General features: G+C 61.9%; 16 protein-coding genes and 1 pseudogene. 9 read left to right on the top strand and 8 right to left on the bottom strand.

What is annotated here, in order from left to right:
* Window positions 1-239: 239 nt before the first annotated feature.
* The 5 genes from kce to JKL45_RS27170 form a co-directional block, all read right to left on the bottom strand.
* Window positions 240-1166 (bottom strand): 3,5-dioxohexanoate:acetyl-CoA acetone transferase, encoded by a 927-nt coding sequence (gene kce / locus JKL45_RS27190; RefSeq protein ID WP_201864927.1) that lies wholly within the window; start codon window positions 1164-1166, stop codon window positions 240-242.
* A 21-nt stretch (window positions 1167-1187) separates the two neighbouring features.
* Window positions 1188-2120, bottom strand: a complete 933-nt coding sequence (locus JKL45_RS27185; RefSeq protein WP_201864926.1) for a 3-hydroxyacyl-CoA dehydrogenase — start codon at window positions 2118-2120, stop codon at window positions 1188-1190.
* A 20-nt stretch (window positions 2121-2140) separates the two neighbouring features.
* Window positions 2141-4657, bottom strand: a complete 2517-nt coding sequence (locus tag JKL45_RS27180) for a branched-chain amino acid ABC transporter ATP-binding protein/permease (protein WP_201864925.1) — start codon at window positions 4655-4657, stop codon at window positions 2141-2143.
* A gap of 7 nt (window positions 4658-4664) precedes the next feature.
* Window positions 4665-5540 (bottom strand): branched-chain amino acid ABC transporter permease, encoded by an 876-nt coding sequence (locus JKL45_RS27175; protein ID WP_201864924.1) that lies wholly within the window; start codon window positions 5538-5540, stop codon window positions 4665-4667.
* A 127-nt stretch (window positions 5541-5667) separates the two neighbouring features.
* Window positions 5668-6918 (bottom strand): ABC transporter substrate-binding protein, encoded by a 1251-nt coding sequence (locus JKL45_RS27170; protein WP_201864923.1) that lies wholly within the window; start codon window positions 6916-6918, stop codon window positions 5668-5670.
* Between the two features lie 83 nt (window positions 6919-7001).
* Here JKL45_RS27170 and JKL45_RS27165 point away from each other — a divergent pair, with 83 nt between their 5' ends.
* The 3 genes from JKL45_RS27165 (at window position 7002) to JKL45_RS27155 (ending at window position 9608) form a co-directional block, all read left to right on the top strand.
* On the top strand, window positions 7002-7718 hold the full coding sequence (locus tag JKL45_RS27165) for a GntR family transcriptional regulator (RefSeq protein WP_246499027.1): 717 nt from the start codon (window positions 7002-7004) through the stop codon (window positions 7716-7718).
* Window positions 7719-7808: 90 nt separating this feature from the next.
* Window positions 7809-8585 carry an SDR family oxidoreductase gene (locus tag JKL45_RS27160; protein ID WP_201864921.1) on the top strand — a complete coding sequence of 259 codons (777 nt, stop codon included), beginning with the start codon at window positions 7809-7811 and terminating at the stop codon, window positions 8583-8585.
* A gap of 366 nt (window positions 8586-8951) precedes the next feature.
* A complete protein-coding gene (locus tag JKL45_RS27155) occupies window positions 8952-9608 on the top strand; it encodes a class I SAM-dependent methyltransferase (RefSeq protein WP_201864920.1) in 657 nt (218 codons plus the stop codon).
* Window positions 9609-9778: 170 nt separating this feature from the next.
* On the opposite strand, the gene JKL45_RS27150 is transcribed toward JKL45_RS27155, so the two are convergent.
* Window positions 9779-10576: a DeoR/GlpR family DNA-binding transcription regulator gene (locus tag JKL45_RS27150; protein WP_201864919.1), complete on the bottom strand. Its 798-nt coding sequence runs from the start codon at window positions 10574-10576 to the stop codon at window positions 9779-9781.
* Between the two features lie 196 nt (window positions 10577-10772).
* Here JKL45_RS27150 and JKL45_RS27145 point away from each other — a divergent pair, with 196 nt between their 5' ends.
* The 6 genes from JKL45_RS27145 (at window position 10773) to JKL45_RS27120 (ending at window position 16615) form a co-directional block, all read left to right on the top strand.
* Entirely contained in the window at window positions 10773-11582 is an 810-nt protein-coding gene (locus JKL45_RS27145; RefSeq protein ID WP_201864918.1) for an HAD-IIB family hydrolase, read from the top strand.
* Between the two features lie 26 nt (window positions 11583-11608).
* The gene (locus JKL45_RS27140; RefSeq protein WP_201864917.1) at window positions 11609-12607 is read left to right on the top strand and encodes an ABC transporter ATP-binding protein; all 999 of its coding nucleotides are present in this window, start codon (window positions 11609-11611) and stop codon (window positions 12605-12607) included.
* 81 nt (window positions 12608-12688) lie between these two features.
* Entirely contained in the window at window positions 12689-13972 is a 1284-nt protein-coding gene (locus JKL45_RS27135) for an ABC transporter substrate-binding protein (RefSeq protein ID WP_201864928.1), read from the top strand.
* Window positions 13973-14037: 65 nt separating this feature from the next.
* Complete coding sequence (locus JKL45_RS27130) at window positions 14038-14955, top strand: carbohydrate ABC transporter permease (RefSeq protein ID WP_201864916.1); 918 nt, start codon at window positions 14038-14040, stop codon at window positions 14953-14955.
* Window positions 14952-15761, top strand: coding sequence for a carbohydrate ABC transporter permease (locus tag JKL45_RS27125; RefSeq protein ID WP_201864915.1), 810 nt, complete (start codon window positions 14952-14954; stop codon window positions 15759-15761). Before JKL45_RS27130 ends, JKL45_RS27125 begins: the two co-directional genes overlap by 4 nt.
* Window positions 15761-16615, top strand: coding sequence for an endonuclease/exonuclease/phosphatase family protein (locus JKL45_RS27120; protein ID WP_201864914.1), 855 nt, complete (start codon window positions 15761-15763; stop codon window positions 16613-16615). The genes JKL45_RS27125 and JKL45_RS27120 overlap by 1 nt, the downstream gene beginning before the upstream one ends.
* Before the next feature lie 389 nt (window positions 16616-17004).
* Here JKL45_RS27120 and JKL45_RS31085 read toward each other — a convergent pair.
* A pseudogene (locus tag JKL45_RS31085) lies at window positions 17005-17145 on the bottom strand (IS6 family transposase); the annotation flags it as partial.
* 98 nt (window positions 17146-17243) lie between these two features.
* Window positions 17244-17903: an IS6 family transposase gene (locus tag JKL45_RS27115; protein ID WP_201864913.1), complete on the bottom strand. Its 660-nt coding sequence runs from the start codon at window positions 17901-17903 to the stop codon at window positions 17244-17246.
* Window positions 17904-18222: the final 319 nt, after the last annotated feature.

The following is an 18222-nucleotide window of genomic DNA, read 5'->3' as shown; positions in this document are numbered from 1 at the left end:
GCTTCAGTCTCCGACAAGCCTGGCAGACCCAGTCAACTCCTCAGTGCGTATCTGTCTACCTCAAGGGGCGCAATCCAGATTGACAACTGATGCCATCACTTGCGGTACCAGCGGACGCACAACACGATGATCTTGACGGGAAACCGACGGCGCTTGAACAAAGACAACAGAGCGGCTCCTCAGATAGCCGCCCGCTTTTAAAATGCCACGGTTAATGCAGCAGCCCCCCGGACGATGCTCTAGAAGTTGACCCGATCGCCGCCTTTTAGCGTCAGCATCTCGCGGGCATCATCGGGGGTGGCGATTTCTAAGCCGAGCCCCTCGATGATTTGGCGCGCCAGCCTCACCTGCTGAGCATTGGATTTTGCGAGTTTGCCGGGTCCGATCCAGAGGGAGTCCTCGAGCCCAACCCGAACGTTGCCGCCCATGGACGCCGCCTGGGCGGCAATCGCGAGCTGGTTTCGACCCGCGCCGAGCACCGACCATTGATAATTATCTCCAAACAGCCGGTCAGCTGTGCGCTTCATGTGCGCGACATCCTCCGGGTGAGGACCAATGCCGCCGAGAAGACCGAAAACGCTCTGGACGAAGAGAGGTGGTTTGATGATGCCGCGGTCCACGAAGTGTGCAAGCGTATAAAGATGCCCAATATCATAGCATTCAATCTCAAACCGTGTACCGTTCTCGGAGCAGGTAGTCAGGATGTACTCGATGTCCGTGAAGGTGTTGCGGAAGATCCGGTCCCTGGAGCCTTCGAGGTAGGGGAGCTCCCAGTCGTGCTTGAACTCCTTGAAGCGGTTCAGCATAGGGTAGAGGCCAAAATTCATTGACCCCATGTTGAGCGAGGCAACCTCCGGCTTGTAATGGGCCGCCGGCCTGACGCGCTCCTCGACGAGCATAGTGGGCGCGCCGCCGGTCGTGATGTTGATGACGCAGTTCGACCGTTGCTTGATGACCTGCAGGAAAGGCGCGAACGCTTCTGGGGATTGGTCAGGCTTACCGTTCTGCGGGTCCCGCGCATGCAGGTGCACGATCGCCGCGCCGGCCTCGGCCGCCCCGATGGCCGCTTCGGCGATCTCCTCAGGGGTGATCGGCAGGTGAGGGGACATCGACGGCGTATGGATCGCACCGGTGACGGCGCAGGTGATGATGACTTTGCGGGCCATGGACTCGTTCTCTCTCGTAGGTCAGGCTTCGGGCTGGGATTTCTTGTGCGCCTTCAAGGCAGCCAGGCGCTTGTCGCGCCAGGCGGAACGCTGCGCGAGCGCGTCGGCGCTAGGCGTTTCACCCCAGGCCGTCAGGACGCGGCTCACGTTGTCCTCGTCCCAAACATCGGGCTTGGCCGGGTCCGCGCTGAGGCTGCGGTAGAACCCAGTATAGCGCTTGCAGTAGTCGGCAATTCCGCCAGGCGCATTGAGTTCGATGGTCTCGAACGGGCCGATAAACGACCAGCGCAGGCCGAGTCCGTCCTTGAGGGTCCGGTCGAGATCCTGGGGACTGACTACGCCCTCACCGGCCAGTCGGAAAGCCTCGGCGAGAAGCGCGCCCTGCAGGCGGTTGAGGACGAACCCCTCGACCTCGCGATTCACGGTGATCGGAACCTGCTCGATGCTCTCATAGATCCTGCGCGCCCGCTCGATCGTCTCGGGAGATGTCCAGGGGGCGCCGCAGAGCTCCACGAGCGGCAGCAGATGGGGAGGATTCACCGGATGGGCGACTAGGCAGCGGGCGCGACCTGGGAGCTCTTCCGTGAAGCGCGATGCGACGATCGCGGAGGTCGATGAGGCCAGGATGCCGTGTTCAGGGCAAAGCCGATCGAGTTCGGCAAAGATCGCCCGCTTCGTATCGACAAGCTCGGGACCGTTCTCCTGAACGATGTCGACGCCGCCCACCGCATCGGCAAGCGATGGCACGATTTCGACACGCCCTGCCGCAAGCGCGGGGTCCGTCACGAGGCCGTGGCGCGCCAGGTCATCGAGACCCTCGCGGATGAGGCGGGACCCATTCTCGAGGGTACGGGGCTCCGGATCCGTGACACGCACTTGCCAGCCGGCGCGGGCGAAGACGATTGCCCACGAACGGCCGATCAGCCCGGCGCCGACGATCGCAACATTTGGCATTCAAGACTCTCCTTCCAGACCTAAAGCCACAAGACCTTGCGGCGCAGCGCGAGGTCATCGCGCAGATCCTTCGACGGCCCCCTATGGATCACCCGTCCTCGTTCCAGGGCCACCGTTCGGTCCGACAGGGCGAGCGCAAGGTCGAGGTGGTGGTCCACGATAATGATCGAGACGTCGCGCCGAAGCTTGTCGAAGCTCTCGAAAAGTTGCTCGACGATGGCGGGCGCGAGGCCCTCGAACGGCTCGTCTAAAAGGAGAACCTTCACGTCGCCCGAGAGGGCGCGGGCGACCGCTACCATCTGCTGTTCGCCGCCGGAGAGGAAATCGGCTGGGGTGTCGATCCGCTCGCGGATGCGGGGAAAGTACTCGAAGATCCGGTCCAGATCCCATCGCACGCCGTGGCCCGTCTCGCGCTTGAGCCGGCCGAGTTCGAGGTTTTGGCCTACCGTCATCCCGGCGAAGAGCCCGCGCCCCTGCGGCACGTAGCCGATGCCGAGGCGGGCGATCTCGTGGGAGGGCCGGCCTGCGATGTTTTGACCGTCGAGGGTAATCGAGCCGGAGGCAGGCGGTGAGATGCCAGTGATGGTCTTGAGCAAGGTCGACTTGCCGGCGCCGTTGCGGCCCAGCAGCGCGACGATCTCGTGCTGGTGAACGTCAAACGAAACGTCGACCAGTACGTGACTTTTGCCGTAGAAGGTGTTGATGTTGTCCGCGGTTAAAAGCATCGCGGGCTCGACGGCGCTTTCCCTAGTCTTAGCCGCAACCGTCGCTGCTCCCGAGCCGATGTAGATTTCCTGCACCCTCGGGCTTGAACGCGCATCCTCGACAGTTCCGTCTACGAGCACCTGTCCGTCGTTCATCACCGTCACGGCGTCCGCGATCTGGAACACCCGGTCGATGTCGTGCTCCACGAGCAGCATGGGCACGTCCGACGAGATGCGCTTGATGATGTCGCCGATGCGTTGGCGCTCGGCGGCGGCGAGCCCCGCAAGGGGTTCGTCCAGTAACAGGACCCTCGGCTTCGTGGCAAGCGCGAGACCCATATCCAGGAGGCGTTGACCGCCATAGGAGAGCGCCCCAGCCTCGGCATGCTCGATGCCCGCCACGCCCAGGTATCGAACGACGGACGAGGTCTCGGCCTCGACCTGGTCGATGGCTCGGGCATTTGTCCAGGGATTGAAACGCTGCGGATGGCGCGCCTGGATGGCCAGCCGAAGGTTTTCCTCTACACTCAGGGCCGGGAAGAGGTTCGTGATCTGGAACGAGCGCCCGATGCCTGCCTGGGTGATGGCTTCCGGCGAGAGGCCCGCAATGGACTTGCCTTTGAGGAAAACATCGCCTTCGTCCGGCGTATAGAAGCCGGAAATCAGGTTGAAAGCGGTGGTTTTCCCCGCTCCGTTGGGACCGATCAGGGCGTGAAGGGAGCGGTCGCGCACCGCTATATTGACGCCCCGCACGGCCTTGAGCGCGCCGAAATTCTTTGCGATCCCGCGCGCCTCCAAGATGACGCCATCCGTGTGATCCGGGGGGCTCAGAAAGGACGGCAGCGGCTCGTCCGTGAGTGTCCGACCGGCCATCGCGGCCTCTTCTGTCGCCTTGCGCCGGAAGGGAGCCATGATCCTCTGGGCTACTCCCATCAGCCCCATGGGCGAGAGCATGATGAAGCCCACGAAGAGGATGCCGAAATAAAACAGCCAATGGGGGGTCCACATCGACAGGAACTCTCGGAACAGTATGTAGAAGAGCGCGCCGAGCGCCGGTCCGAGAAAGCTGCGCATTCCGCCGATCACCACCATGGCGATCAACTCGCCCGAGAAGGCCACCGACAACGGTTCGGCGGAGGCGAAGCGGTGGTTAAAGACGGACAAGACCCCCGCGAGACCAACGACGGTCGCCGACACTACGAACCCGACGAGCTTGTAGCGATTGGTCGGATACCCCAGAAACCGCGCGCGCTGCTCGTTTTCGCGGATCGCCACGAGAACGGTGCCGACGGGCGAGTTGTGAAAGCGCAGAAGCAGGAAGCAGACCCCGAGGCCGACGGCCGCGACCGCCCAGTAGTAGGTCCAGTCCGAGCTCAGGTTGAGGCCGAGCGTGTTGGCGCGCACCACTCCGCCGAGGCCGCTTTCACCCCCTGTAAGCGCCGTCCAGCGATACGCGACGGCGAAGAGCATGGCCGTCAGGGCCAGCGTCAGCAGGGAGAAGTAGACGCCGCGCCGGCGCAGGATGAGGGCGCCGAGGAGGAACGATGCGACGGCGACGAACAGAAGCGCGAAAAGCGTCGGCAGAATTACGCCATCCGGAAACCAGTTGAGCTGGCTCAGCGCCGCCGCATATGCTCCCAGACCGAACCACGCGCCGTGGCCGAAGGAGACGAGGCCCGTATAGCCAACCAGAACGTTGAGGCCCAGGCACGCGATGGCGAACAGCACCACGTCGATTGACGAGCGGAGGGGCAGGCCCAGGGGGTCCAGGATGAATGGCAGCAGTGCAAGCGCCAGCGCCGCGATCAGGAGAGACCGATAATCCTTGCGCATGAAAAGCCTACTCGAATTTCTGAATGCGTTCGCCAAGTAATCCGCGCGGACGCAGGAGCAGCACGAGCGCCATCAGGAGGTAGATGGAGGCCTCGCCGGCGGGCGGGAAGAAATAGATGGTGAGGCCGCGAACCACGCCCACGAGGGCGGCCGCTGCGATCACCCCCCAGAAGGAGCCGAGGCCGCCGATTACGACTACCACGAAGGCTGCGGTGAGGATCTCTGCTCCCATGGCCGGGTGCACGCCCGAGATCGGCGCGAGCAGGACGCCTGCGAGGCCCGCAAGCCCCAGTCCGACCGCCACGACTGCCGTCATGTAGGGTTGAAGCGAGATGCCCAGCGCTCCCACCATGTCCGGGTTCTGCGCGCCCGCGCGCACGACCCGGCCGAAGGCGGTGCGGTAAACCAGGAACCAGGTGGCGGTGACGGCCGCGAGCGCCACGCCGAAGATGATGAGGCGATAGCGCGGATAGATGAAGTCGCCGAGAAAGACCTGTCCCCGGAGCGCTGGCGGGATGGAAAAGGGCAAGGGAGCCGCGCCGAAGATCATCCGCAGGCTCTGCTCGATGATCATGGCGAGACCGAAGGTAAGAAGCAGGCTCAGGATCGGATCCGCCCGGTAGAACTTCCGGAAGAAAAAGCGCTCGACCAGCACGCCCAGGAAGGCGACGAGCAAGGGCGACGCGAAGAAAGCACCGCCGAAGCCGATCCATGGCGCCAGCGACACAGCGAGGTAAGCCCCGACCGCGTAGAACGCCCCATGGGCGAGATTCACGATTCCGCCGAGCGAGAAGATCAGCGAAAGACCGAGAGCTATCAGCAGGTAATATGCGCCGACCAGTAGGCCGTTCAGCACCTGCTCGAGGAGAAAGATGACCGCCAAGCGAGACTCCTTATTCCGGGTATGAACCTCCGGCGAGGAGCCGGAAGGAGGGGAAAACGGAATGGCGTGCTCCCGGCGAGGCTGAAAGCCGCTCTATGCGGTCCGGCCTCGCCGATGGGCGATCGTTTTAGGCTGGCATCTTGCACGCACCATCCTGCGGCGGGGCAAGGACCTCAAGGCTCTCGCTGGGACCAGGAACGGAGCCAAGTGGATCATAGATGTCCCACTGGTCCTTCATCTTGTCCGGATCCTTCGCGCGCACGGCGTACATCTCTTGCACCATCTGGTTGTCGTAGGCACGGAAGTAGCCTTCGCGGCTCTTCAGGATGTCGAACTTCGCGCCCTTGCGCAGATGCTCCGCGAGCTTCTGCGGGTCGGCGGATTTCAGTTCGGCGAAGGACTGTGCGACTATCTTGAGGGAGTTGTAGTCGCCCCAGGACTGGTTCTCGGGCGGCTTGCCGTACTTCTTGGCGAAGGCCTCCACATATTTCTTGGAGGAGGGCGAATCAACGAGGTGGTGCCAGATCAGCGGCCAGATGCCCGAGAAGTTGCCCTTGCCCGCGCCCCAGGCCACGGCAGTGTCAAAGCCGAAGCCCGTGATCGGAAACTGCAGCCCGTACTCGGCATATTGCTTGATGAAGTTGGTGATCTGGTTACCGGCCAGGTTCGACGCCACGACGTCTGGCCGGGCTTGGCGGATCTTCAGGAGATAGGGGCTGAAGTCGGTGGCGTCGGTCGGGACCAGTTCCTCGCCGACGAACTCGCCGCCATTTTCCGTGACGAACTTCTTGGCAACGCGGAAGAGATCGTGGCCGAAGGCGTAGTCGGCCGTCAGGGAATACCATTTCTTCCCTTTGATCATGTTTTCGCTCTTCAGGTAGTTGCCCACCGCGAGCACCATCATTGAGTTCGCGGCCTCGATGTGGAACATGAACGGGTTGCAGCTCGCCCCGCGCAACGCGTCTGAATTGGCGCCCGTATTGATAAATACGGTCTTGGTCCGGTCCGCGACCTGACCGATGGCGAGCGCGGAAGCCGACGAAATCTCGCCGATGATCATCGCGACCTTGTCGCGCTCGATCAGGCGCTCGGCCTTCGCGGACGCCGTCTGCGGATTGACCGAGTCCTCGATCACGAGCTCGACCGGACGTCCCAGGATGCCGCCGGCCGCGTTGATCTCCTCGGCCGCGAGTCTCACCCCCATCTGGGCGAATTCTCCGAGCGGACCCAGGAATCCGGTGACTGGCGTGAGGTGTCCGATTCGGATAACGTCGGCCTGTGCTTTGACGATGGCGGGCATTCCGATGCCGACGAGCGCCGTGGCGCTGGCAGTTCCCTTGAGGAGCGTGCGGCGGGTCAAATCGTTCGATTGTACCATTGGCGTTTCCTTCTCCGGATTAAGCTGTCGCATTTACTTGCCGCGATCTGTGATCACAGTTAGATTGTCTTAAGATGAGCACCTTGTCGAGCCCCCGTATTACCGAGACTCCAACGGCGATCACGCAGATCGGCCGGCTTGAACGGGTGACCCTGGGCGAGCGCGTGCACGCCGAGTTGCGTGAGCTCCTGATGAGCGGCGAACTCGCTCCAGGACAGAAGATGTCTCTTCGCAGCGTCGCGGAAACCCTGGGCATGTCGATCATGCCGGTGCGGGAAGCCGTCGCCCGCTTGGTGTCGGACCAATCCCTAGAGGTGCTGCCCAATCGCGCGGTGCGCGTACCCCTGATGAGCCGCGCGCGCTTTCGCGAATTGACGTCTGTCAGGCTGGCGGTGGAGGGTTTTGCCGCCGAGGAGGCTGCGCGGAACCGCTCGGCGTCGGACCTGGTCGCGATGCAGCGGTTCGAAGAGGCCTTCCTGGATCAGGCGCGCAGTCCGGATCCGCAGGCGGATCAGGCCGTGCGCGCCAACAAGGAATTGCATTTCGCCGTGTATAGGGCCACCGGCCTGCCTACCCTGGTTGGCATCATCGAGGGACTCTGGCTGAAGATCGGGCCGGTGCTCAACTTCGACCTCAAGATCTCGCCCGATCGACTTCGCACCGGGGGCGCGGTGGAGCAGCATCGGCGTCTCGTGGCAGCCGTCTCGGCCGGGGACGGGGCGACCGCCCGCAAGGCGCTGACGGACGATATCGAGGGAGCGGCCACTTTCATCGAGAGCACCGGTCGCCTGCTGGATTAGCCGATGCCGTATTTTTGGAAGCCATCGCATCGCTTGGGCCGCCAAGTGTGCCCGCTTTAATGAGAAATCAAAGACAGGGAGACGATTATAATGGATCTCGATATTGCCGGACTGCGTGTTTTCGTGACGGCTGGCGCGGCCGGCATCGGCCTTGAGATTGCCCGCACCTTTCTGCACGAAGGAGCGCGGGTGCATGCCTGCGACGTGGACCGCGCCGCTCTTGAGGCCGTCGCGTCATCGGATCCGCAGCTCACCGCGTCGTATGGAGACGTGGCCGACCGGGCCGGAATGACCGGGGTGTTCGAGGAGGCGCTGGGAGCACTTGGCGGGCTGGACGTTCTCGTCAACAACGCCGGCATCGCCGGGCCAACTGGCCGGGTGGAGGAGATCAATCCCGAGGATTGGGATCATTGCCTGGACGTGTGCATCACCGGGCAGTTCAACTGTACGCGCTTGGCGGTCCCGCATTTGAGGAAAAGCCGGAATGCTTCGATCATCAACCTTTCGTCGGCGGCGGGCCAGTTCGGCTTCCCGCTGCGCTCGCCCTATGCGGCGGCCAAATGGGCCGTGATCGGCTTTACGAAATCCCTCTCCCGCGAACTCGGACAGGACGGCATCCGCGTGAACGCGATCCTGCCTGGAATCGTGGCAGGCGATCGGCAACGCCGCGTGCTGGAAGCCAAGGCGCAGCAGAAGGGAGTTTCTTTTGAGGAAATGGAGCAGGCTACCCTCGCGAATGCGTCGCTGAAGGAATATGTGACGGCCCAGCAGCTTGCCGACCAGATCGTCTTCCTATGCTCATCTCGTGGACGGACCATCTCCGGTCAGGCAATTGCCGTCGACGCCGATCTTCAGATGCTTTCCTGAGTGCGGGCCATCAAAGGGCGGGTCCATGCAATTCCGCACATGACCGCCGTATAGTTGGATCAGCCCGTGTCCTGTCCAGCCGTAACGCTTTGGAGATTGAGCACGAAATGGAAGAAACGCGGAATGTCTCCTCTTGGCACTTCTTGGGCGTCAAGGATTGGTCAGCGTAGCCGGTCAATGGGGACCTTCCTGAAAGGGTGCGTGTTTAGGTGGTTCGACCCGAGACGAACCTCCTCAGGGCCTGTTAGGTGACAGCATTTGTCCGGAACGCGTTTTTCGCACCGTTGAACCGCACGGACACGAATGAGGTTGTTCCAGATGTAGGCAAGGCGCTGGCCGTGTGTTCATCCCATGAGCGAGGCAGGCATGACGAAGGTTCGCGAAGCACTGCTGAGGACGATATGGCGCGGTCAGGACCCTTTCCTGAACTATCCCGGCCGGCTGTATCGGCAGGATCATCAGGGGTGGGCATCGAGCCACCCTTACTTGTCCGACGCGATCGAAGCGCTCCGGCCATCCGTGGTGGTTGAAGTGGGCGTCTGGAAGGGTGCCTCGGTGATTTCGCTTGCCTCAAGGATGAAGGCGATGAACCTTGATGCTGTCGTGATCGCCGTCGATACCTGGCTCGGAGCCTGGGATCACTGGACCAACGATGAGTGGTTCGCCCATCTGAATTTTAGCAACGGCTATCCTGCGCTCTACCATACCTTTGCAGCCAACATCGTTGGAGAAGGGCTCCAGGGCTACGTCCTACCCCTTCCGCTTGACTCAGTGAACGCTGCCAACGTTCTGCGACACCACGCGATTGAGATTGATGTTGTCCACATCGACGGCGGCCATGATTATCATGCCGTCACATCGGATCTGCGCGAATGGTGGCCGATGCTCCGGCCTGAGGGTGTGCTCATTGGGGACGACTACCCCCATTGGCCTGGGGTGAAGAAGGCCTTTGACGACTTCTTCAGTGAACAAGGCAAGTTCCCCTTCGACGTCGACCCGCCGAAGTGTCGTATCTGCAAATAAGGGGTTCTCTGTCTCATGGGTAAGTGGACAGAGCAAGAAGGAGATCCGCCACCGAATGGCCGTTCCGGAGATAACGCGAACGTCCGCTCAAGCACGGTATACCGGACGTCCCTGGAGGGTACGGAATTGCGCTGTCTGACCTGATGCGTACCTTCGAAGAAAGTAAAGCCCTATTCCTTCTCCAGATATCGGGTCGAACTCACGTGCAGGGTAATCTCACTAACTTGAAGGGCTTCAACCAGGGGCTCGCCCGGCGGGGCTTCCGTCACCACATCTGAGAGATCTTTGAGCGGGCAGACAAGCTCAAGGTGACGCCGGTTGAACTTGCTGGAGGTAACGAGAAGCGCCCGCCGCTCGGCCCGCTCCAGCATCTTGCGCTTGACCCAGCAGGCATTCGACACCACGTCATTCGGCCCGTCGAGGGTAAGGCCGCTGGCGCCGATGAACGCGATATCGGCGTTGAACCGGCCAAGGAAGGCGCACGTGTCGGGGCCATAGACGCCACCCTCGTCGGACGAGAACTCTCCGGGACAGAACACGACCCGGGTTTTCTTCTGAGGGGCCAGCGCCTGAGCGACGGCAAGGCCGTTGGTGATCACCGTCAGGCCGTCGACCGAATAGGCGAGGGCGCGGGCGAAGTGAGCCGTCGTCGATCCTGAATCGATCATCAGGACATGGCCCGGCTTCACCATCTGAACGGCCATGCGGGCGATGGCATCGCGCTCCTGGACTGCCGTTGCGTCACGATCCTGAAATCCAGGCTGCAGCCCGAGCTGGAGACCGGTCGCCCCGCCGTAGGTGCGGCTAACGAGGCCGCGCCGCGTCAATTCCTCGATGTCGCGACGGACCGTTTCGGCCGACACGCCGAGCTGCATGGCGAGTTCGGACGTCCTGACGCTGGGGCTGAGCGCCAACTCGGTCATGATCACGCGCTGACGGGTAGCCTTTTTCCCCTCTGAGAAGGACATGTGGTCGATCCTGGAACAGCCTGGGTGCTTTGACTGTATTCCTCTCACAAAAATTTTGGACATTCCACATAAGCATGCTTGATCTCCCAAGTTTGGGTTCCTAAGCTCCACAAAAAATGCCTAATGGTTTCAGCCGGGGAGAGAAATGGATTCAGACCCGACACATGGCCTTGCTGCGCCCCGAGAAGGCGGCAGCATGAAGCCCCTGTCGAAGCCTCCCCTGGAGGCGGCGCGGGCCGTCCGCGTGGTTCTGACCGACATCGATGACTCGGTGACGACGGAGGGGGTGCTCACGGCAAAGGCCTATGGCGCCCTTGAAGAGCCCCACCGGGCGGGCTTCATCGTCATCCCCGTGAACGGCCGTCCGGCGGGCCGGTGTGATCACATCGCCCGCACGTGGCCGGTTGATGCGGTGGTGGGGGAGAGCGGCGCCTTATACTTCCGCTACGAGCGCGAGCGGAAGACCATGCACCAGCGCTTCTGGGCAAGCCCTGAGGAACTGAAGCAGAACCGGATCAGGCTTGATGCTGTCGAGAAGGAGGTGCTGTCCGCAGTGCCGGGCTGCGCGCTGGCGAGCAACCAACCCTATCGCCTGGCGGAGCTCGCCATCGATTTCCGCGAGGACGTGCCGGCCTTAGCCGAGGCTGAGGTGGACCGGATCGTCTCCATTTTCGAGAAGGCCGGTGCGCGGGCGAAGGTCAGCTCGATCCACGTGAACGGCTGGTTCGGCGAGTACGACAAGCTCAGCATGGCCAAGACCCTGCTGGCAGACGTATTCGGGATCGGATGGAACGAGGCGAAGAACGCCGTGATCTATGCGGGCGACTCCCCCAACGACGAGCCGATGTTCGCCGCGTTTCCGTACAGCGTGGGCGTCGCCAACATTCGGGCCTTCGCGCATCGGCTGACGCACAAGCCCACCTACATCACAAAAGGACACTCGGGAAATGGCTTCGCGGAACTTGCGGACCTGCTGCTCAGGGGCAGAAGCAAAGAGATCGTCTGATATGAAAAGCCACAGGGTCGACGCTCATGTCTGAAATCATCGTCAATGCCGTGTCGAAAACCTGGGGCGGTGTCGGAGGTGTCGAGCGGATCAGCTTCAAGGCCGAAGCCGGAACGCTCCTCGTTCTTCTCGGCCCTTCTGGATGCGGCAAGTCCACGACCCTTCGGCTGATCGCAGGCCTCGAGGAGGTCGATTCTGGCATGATCACCATCGGTGGACGCGATGTGACCCATCTCTCGCCGGCCGAGCGCCGGATTTCCATGGTGTTCCAGTCCTACGCGCTCTTTCCCCACCTCAACGTCGCCGAAAACATCATCTTCGGCCTGAAGGTCCGCGGCGTCGGACGCGCGGAGCGGGACGAGAGGCTGAAGAAAGTGGCCGATATCGTCGGTCTCAGCCACCTGCTCGAGCGCAAGCCCTCCCAGCTCTCTGGCGGCCAGCGCCAGCGCGTCGCCCTCGGGCGCGCGATCATTGCGGAGGCTGCCATCTGCCTGATGGACGAGCCTCTGTCGAACCTCGATGCCAAGCTGCGTCACGAGATGCGCACCGAGATCCGCAGCCTGCAGCAGAGGCTGGGCGTGACCATGGTCTACGTCACCCACGATCAGACCGAGGCCATGACGATGGCCGACCGGGTGATCCTGATGCGCGACGGCCATATCGAGCAGAACGGCGCGCCGCATGAGCTCTACAGCGAGCCGGCGAGCGACTTCACGGCCCGGTTTATCGGTACGCCTTCCATGAACATTATCTCCTGGCAGGATGACGCCATGCTCGGCGTGCGGCCCGAGCACATCTCCTTGGTGGAGCGGGACGGGGTGCCGGCGACTGTCAAGGCCGTCGAGTACCTGGGGGCGGACAGCATCATCCTTTGCGATGTGAAAGGAGAGACCGTCTCCGTGCGACAGACCGGCTATTGCTCGTTGCCGGCCGGCACTCAGGTTGGGCTCGAATGGCAAAACCGTCACATACATCTGTTTGACAGGGACAGCGGAAAGCGGCTTGCCGGTCGTGTCGCGGCTTAAGCGGACGCTTTCTTCTGAAAGAGCGCAGGCGGCCAAGACCGCAAGCGTGCAACTTCCAAAAACTTCAGAGGGGAGGACATGATGAGGTTCAAGACGAAGGCCCTGCTCACGGCAGGTTTCATGACGATCGCCGGCCTCGGTGCGACCGCGGCTCAAGCAGTCGACCTGACTATGTACTATCCGGTCGCGGTCGGCGGCCCGGTCACGAAGATCATCGACGACGTGGTGCAGCGGTTCCAGAAGGAGAACCCGGACATCAAGATCGAGGCGGTCTATGCGGGCAACTACACCGACACCATGACCAAGGCCATGACGGCCATGAAGGGCGGTCAGCCGCCGCAGCTGTCGGTGCTGTTCTCCACCGACCTGTTCACGCTCATGGACGAAAAAGCCATCGTGCCGATCGACGAGCTTGCGGGAGCCGACGGCCAGGAATGGCTCAAGAGCTTCTACCCTGCCTTCATGGAAAACGGCCAAGTCGACGGCAAGACCTGGAGCGTGCCATTCCAGCGCTCGACCATCGTCCTCTACTACAACAAGGACGCATTCAAGGAGGCCGGCCTCGATCCTGAGAAGCCGCCGACAACCTGGGCCGAGATGGCCGAGATGTCGAAGAAGCTCGTGAAGAGGGATGCCTCCGGCAACGTCACCCGCTGGGGCGTCGAGATTCCGTCCACCGGATACGGCTACTGGATGCTGCAGGCTCTCGCCATTGAGAACGGCCAGAAGCTCATGAACGAGGCCGGCAACAAGACCTTCTTCAACGAGAACAAGACCGTCGAGGCCCTGCGGTACTGGGTCGACCTTTCGGCCAAGGACGGCGTGATGCCGAAGGGCGCCGTGGAGTGGGGCACCCTGCGCACGGACTTCCTCGAAGGCAAGACTGCCATGATGTGGCACACGACGGGCAACCTGACCGCCGTGAAGGAAGGCGCCAAGTTCAACTTCGGCGTCGCCATGCTGCCCGCCAAGGAACAGCGCGGGTCGCCGACTGGCGGCGGCAACTTCTATGTGTTCAAGAGCGCGAGTCCTGATCAGCAGAAGGCTGCCGTGAAGTTCATCCGCTGGGCGACGGCTCCTGAGCGGGCTGCCGAATGGAGCATCAAGACCGGTTACGTGGCCGTGACTCCGGCAGCCTACGAAACTGAGACGATGAAGGCCTATGTAAAGGACTTCCCGCAGGCCGTCGTGGCTCGCGACCAGCTCAAGCACGCGGTGGCCGAACTGTCCGTGCATGACAATGGACGCATCTACAAGATCGTCAACGATGCCGTGCAGGCCGCGGTGACAGGCACCCAGACCCCCCAGGAAGCTCTCGAGAGCGCTCAGAAGCAATCCGAGCGCGTGCTGAGCCGCTACAAGTAATCAGCATTGCATGTGCTGCGGCGGTGCTCCGTCGCGGCACATTTTTCATGATCGAGGAGAGGTCCATGGTCGCCTCCGTGATGAGCGCCACCGAGCCGAAATCGGCTAGGCGCAGAAACTGGGTAAAGAGCGTCAATGCTTGGCTGCTGCTGCTGCCGGCCATGGTTCTTCTTGCGACCTTCACCCATTATCCCATCATCGCCACGCTCTATCACAGCTTCTTCTCCCTAGGCCGCAGCGGCCCGGCGGAGTTCGTGGGGCTGGAAAACTATCGCTACATGCTGGACGACGATGTCTTCTGGCAGGTGTTGCGCAACAATTTCATCTTCGCGCTCGCCACGGTGCCGACCAGCATCGCGCTTGCGCTCCTCATGGCCGTCTGGGTCGACAAGAAGATCGTCGGCCGGTCTTTCCTGCGCCTTGCCTTCTTCACACCGACGGTTCTGCCGATGATCGCGGTGGCCAATATTTGGCTCTTCTTCTACACGCCGGATTACGGGCTCCTCGACCAATTCCTGAAATCCCTCGGCTTTGCGGGTCACAACTGGCTCGGCGATCCCTCCACCGTCATGACCTGCCTTGCCGTCATGGTGGTGTGGAAAGAGGCCGGCTTCTTTATGATCTTCTATCTCGCGGCGCTGCAGTCGACTCCGCCGGAGCTGAAGGAGGCGGCCTCCGTCGAGGGAGCGAGCCGCTGGTACTTCTTCCGCCGCGTGACGTTCCCGCTGCTCATGCCAACGACCCTGTTCATCTCCATCAATGCCCTGATCAACTCGTTCAAGCTCGTCGATCAGCTCGTCATCATGACCAAGGGCGGGCCGAACAATGCCAGCTCCCTGCTGCTCTACTACATCTACGAGGTGGCCTTCAATTTCTGGGACACTACCTACGCCGCGACCCTGACAGTGACGCTTATCGCCATCCTGGCGGCTGTGGCCCTGACCAAGTTCGTCTATCTCGATCGCAGGATCCACTACCAATGAGAAAAGACAGCCACTCGATCGAGACTTTCGCGGCCTGGATGCTGGCGCTTCTGTGGCTGCTGCCGCTGGCCTACAGCTTCTGGAGCGCGTTCCATCCGTCCGAATACGCGACGCGCTTCGACATCACCGCGCCGCTCACGCTGGACAATTTCGCGAAGGCCTGGAGCCAGGCGCCCTTTGCCCGCTATTACCTCAACACGGTGATGCTGGTGACCCTGGTTCTGGCAGGGCAGCTCGTCATCGCGACGCTCGCGGCCTATGCCTTCGCGCGGTTCCGCTTCGTCGGACGCGACGTGCTGTTCGCTCTGGTCCTCGTCCAGCTCATGATCATGCCGGACGTGCTGATCGTGGAGAACTACCGGGTCATCAGCGGCCTCAACCTGCTCGACACGATCCCGGCGATCGCCTTGCCTTACATGGCCTCCGCTTTCGGCATTTTCCTGCTGCGCCAGACCTTCAAGAGCGTGCCGAACGAGCTGGTCGAGGCGGCGCGCGTGGAGGGCGCCTCGTCCTTCGGCGTGCTATGGCGCGTGTTCGTGCCGCTCGGCAAGACCACATACATCGCCTTTGGACTCGTCTCCGTGAGCTATCACTGGAATAACTTCCTCTGGCCCCTCATCGTCACGAACTCCGTGGAAAGTCGTCCGCTCACTGTGGGCCTCGCAGTCTTCGGCGCTCCTGAAACAGGCGTGGACTGGTCGGTCATCACGGCCGCCACCGTCATGACCATGGCGCCGCTGCTCCTCGCGTTCCTGCTTTTCCAGCGCCAGTTCGTGCAATCCTTCATGCGTGCTGGCATCCGCTGATGAAGCTTGTCACTTGGAACATCCAATGGGGACTCGGCTGCGACGGCCGAATCGATCTTGGCCGCATCGTTACCATGGCGACGGCGCTGTGCGATGCAGATGTCTTCTGCTTTCAGGAGGTCTCCCACGGCTTTCCAGAGCATGATGGCGGCCAGGATCAGCCGGCCATGCTCGCCTCCCTTCTTCCCGGCTATTGGCCCATCTTCCGTCCGGCCGTGGAGAAGGTCGATGACGGCGGCCGGCTTCAGGTCTTCGGCAACATGATCCTGTCCCGTCTGCCGGTTCTGGAGATCGCCAGCCATAGGTTGCCATGGCCTGCGACGGATGGCCGAAGCATGCCGCGCCAGGCCCTGGAGGTTCTCGTTCAAGGGCCCGAGGGTGCCCTGCGCGTGATCACCACGCACCTGGAATATCACTCCGAGATCCACCGAAGGGCGCAGATCGAGCGCCTGCGCACCATCCATGAAGACGGTGAGAGGCGCAAGGCAATCGGGTTCGAGGATCACTCCTACGGAGCCTATCGGACGTCTCCGGAGCCGATTGGCACGATCATCTGCGGCGACTTCAACCTTGGGCCTGACGAGCCGCTCTACCAGGACATCCTGAAACCCTTCGCGCCGGAGATTCCGTCCTTCCGCGATGTGTGGACAATCGCCCGAGGCCCAACGCCGCATCCACCCACCACCGGCGTGGCGGACTTCAAGCAGTGGCCTCAGGGCCCCCATTGCCGAGACTACATCTTCATCACCCAAAACCTGACCGAAAAGGTCAGGACCGTGAGGGTAGATATCGAGACTACCGCATCCGACCACCAGCCTCTGGCCCTCGAACTGACCGCAACTCAGGTTTCGTGACCGCTGGGCGAAGCAGGGCCTGAGCTCAAGGTTGTCACCGTCACCGGATGCTTCATGGGATTGTGATGGGGTGGGCACGCCCAACAGGTTTGCAGCAAGTTCTGACTGAGAACAGAAAGGTGCCAGCGCCGCGTGGGGATGCTTATGCAGCGAGCCACTCGAACTGATTGGCGAGCAATCCTTGCCACTCTTATACACACTTCGCCTGTCTGTTTCGCATCATTCGTCCCATTTCGAGTTCATCTGGGATATCTCATGCGCTGGCGGCGGACACGAATCCGATTATAGGCAGAACCTGTCGCTTGATAGCACGATGATCCTTCTCAATGCGATTATAAGTGATGTCACGGTAACCTGAGTCGACCGCGGTAAGACCTGCTTTGTTGGATTCAGGCGAGCACGCCCGCCGCGGACTTCCATGCCGCCATGGCTCGTAGACGGTAGACGTGGGTGGCGAGAGCAGACCAGTGCGAGCGCGGTGGAACGAACAGGTTTCTGGCAGCCGAAAAGACTGAGGTGAACTGCTGCAGGTCGGCTCCGTCGCAAATCCTGAGCAGGAGCGAGAAAGGAGCAGGTCGTCATGACAGGCTCAGGCAGCGAGCAGATCGAACTGTTCAGCCAATGAAGGTTAGGGATTGCAAGCATACTTCGTCTGCTGCTTGCGCATCATGTGCACCATCTCGATGCCACCCAGGATCACACGGGCCGTGGCCGCGGATTGGAACCCGAGCATGGGTCGGACCCGGCGTTTGATCGCGCGATGATCCTGCTCAATGCGGTTATTCAAGTACCGGCTCTGCCGGATCCGGATCGGCTTTAGCCGGCGTCCTAAGCAATCCCGCAGACGACTCTCTGCATCAAACGACAGGATCGCCTCCCGATTTGTCTGGCTGTCGTCGATCACGATCCTGTCGGGGCGACCGTGCCGCTTCAGCGCCTTGCGCAGGAACCGCTTGGCCCCAGTGAGGTTGCGCCGCTCGCTGAACCAAAACTCGACGGTGTCGCCATTGCTGTCGGTGCCGCGGTAGAGATACCGCCACTGGCCGCTCACCTTGATGTAGGTTTCATCCACATGCCACCTGCCAGAGACGGCCCGCTTGCGCCGGTTGAACCGCTCCAGCAATTGCGGCGAGTAACGAACAACCCAGCGATGCACTGTCGCGTGATCGACGGAGATACCCCGCTCCGCCATCATCTCCTCCAGATTACGGATACTGAGATTGTAGGCCAGATACCACCGGACACAGAGCAGGATCACAGATCGATCAAAATGCCTGCCCTTGAACACGCCACTCTCCGCCATTTAGATAAGGTAGAATAGTATCTAAGACTCTGAAACAAAGTGTTTGCGACGGATCCGCTCAACGCCGTGATCTACGATGCGCGGCTCGCGCAGGAGCTGGAGGCGGCGTTCGAGCGGGACCTCGAGGACTGCTACCCCTTCGAGCCGGGCAGGTACCGTCGGAGCCCGGTCCTCAAGCGGTTGCACGACTCCGCGGCGCGGCTGCTCTCGCCCCCGCTTTAGGACTGCCGCCACCTGTCAGCGCCGGAAGTCGCGGTCTTTCTCCACTTCCATGCCGCTGACGTCGAGCTCGGCCCCGACCAGC

The sequence above is a fragment of the Microvirga soli genome (assembly GCF_016734765.1).
In the GTDB taxonomy this organism is placed as follows: domain Bacteria; phylum Pseudomonadota; class Alphaproteobacteria; order Rhizobiales; family Beijerinckiaceae; genus Microvirga; species Microvirga soli.
The sequence above is the reverse complement of the archived record's forward strand: the minus strand, read 5'-3'. Positions and strand labels throughout refer to the sequence as shown.

Excerpts from the sequence above, each read along its gene's own strand:
- kce (WP_201864927.1), bottom strand. The coding sequence starts at position 1,166 with ATGGCCCGCAAAGTCATCATCACCTGCGCCGTCACCGGTGCGATCCAT.
- JKL45_RS27185 (WP_201864926.1), bottom strand. The coding sequence starts at position 2,120 with ATGCCAAATGTTGCGATCGTCGGCGCCGGGCTGATCGGCCGTTCGTGG.
- JKL45_RS27180 (WP_201864925.1), bottom strand. The coding sequence starts at position 4,657 with ATGCGCAAGGATTATCGGTCTCTCCTGATCGCGGCGCTGGCGCTTGCA.
- JKL45_RS27170 (WP_201864923.1), bottom strand. The coding sequence starts at position 6,918 with ATGGTACAATCGAACGATTTGACCCGCCGCACGCTCCTCAAGGGAACT.
- JKL45_RS27160 (WP_201864921.1), top strand. The coding sequence starts at position 7,809 with ATGGATCTCGATATTGCCGGACTGCGTGTTTTCGTGACGGCTGGCGCG.
- JKL45_RS27155 (WP_201864920.1), top strand. The coding sequence starts at position 8,952 with ATGACGAAGGTTCGCGAAGCACTGCTGAGGACGATATGGCGCGGTCAG.
- JKL45_RS27150 (WP_201864919.1), bottom strand. The coding sequence starts at position 10,576 with ATGTCCTTCTCAGAGGGGAAAAAGGCTACCCGTCAGCGCGTGATCATG.
- JKL45_RS27145 (WP_201864918.1), top strand. The coding sequence starts at position 10,773 with ATGAAGCCCCTGTCGAAGCCTCCCCTGGAGGCGGCGCGGGCCGTCCGC.
- JKL45_RS27140 (WP_201864917.1), top strand. The coding sequence starts at position 11,609 with ATGTCTGAAATCATCGTCAATGCCGTGTCGAAAACCTGGGGCGGTGTC.
- JKL45_RS27135 (WP_201864928.1), top strand. The coding sequence starts at position 12,689 with ATGAGGTTCAAGACGAAGGCCCTGCTCACGGCAGGTTTCATGACGATC.
- JKL45_RS27130 (WP_201864916.1), top strand. The coding sequence starts at position 14,038 with ATGGTCGCCTCCGTGATGAGCGCCACCGAGCCGAAATCGGCTAGGCGC.
- JKL45_RS27125 (WP_201864915.1), top strand. The coding sequence starts at position 14,952 with ATGAGAAAAGACAGCCACTCGATCGAGACTTTCGCGGCCTGGATGCTG.
- JKL45_RS27120 (WP_201864914.1), top strand. The coding sequence starts at position 15,761 with ATGAAGCTTGTCACTTGGAACATCCAATGGGGACTCGGCTGCGACGGC.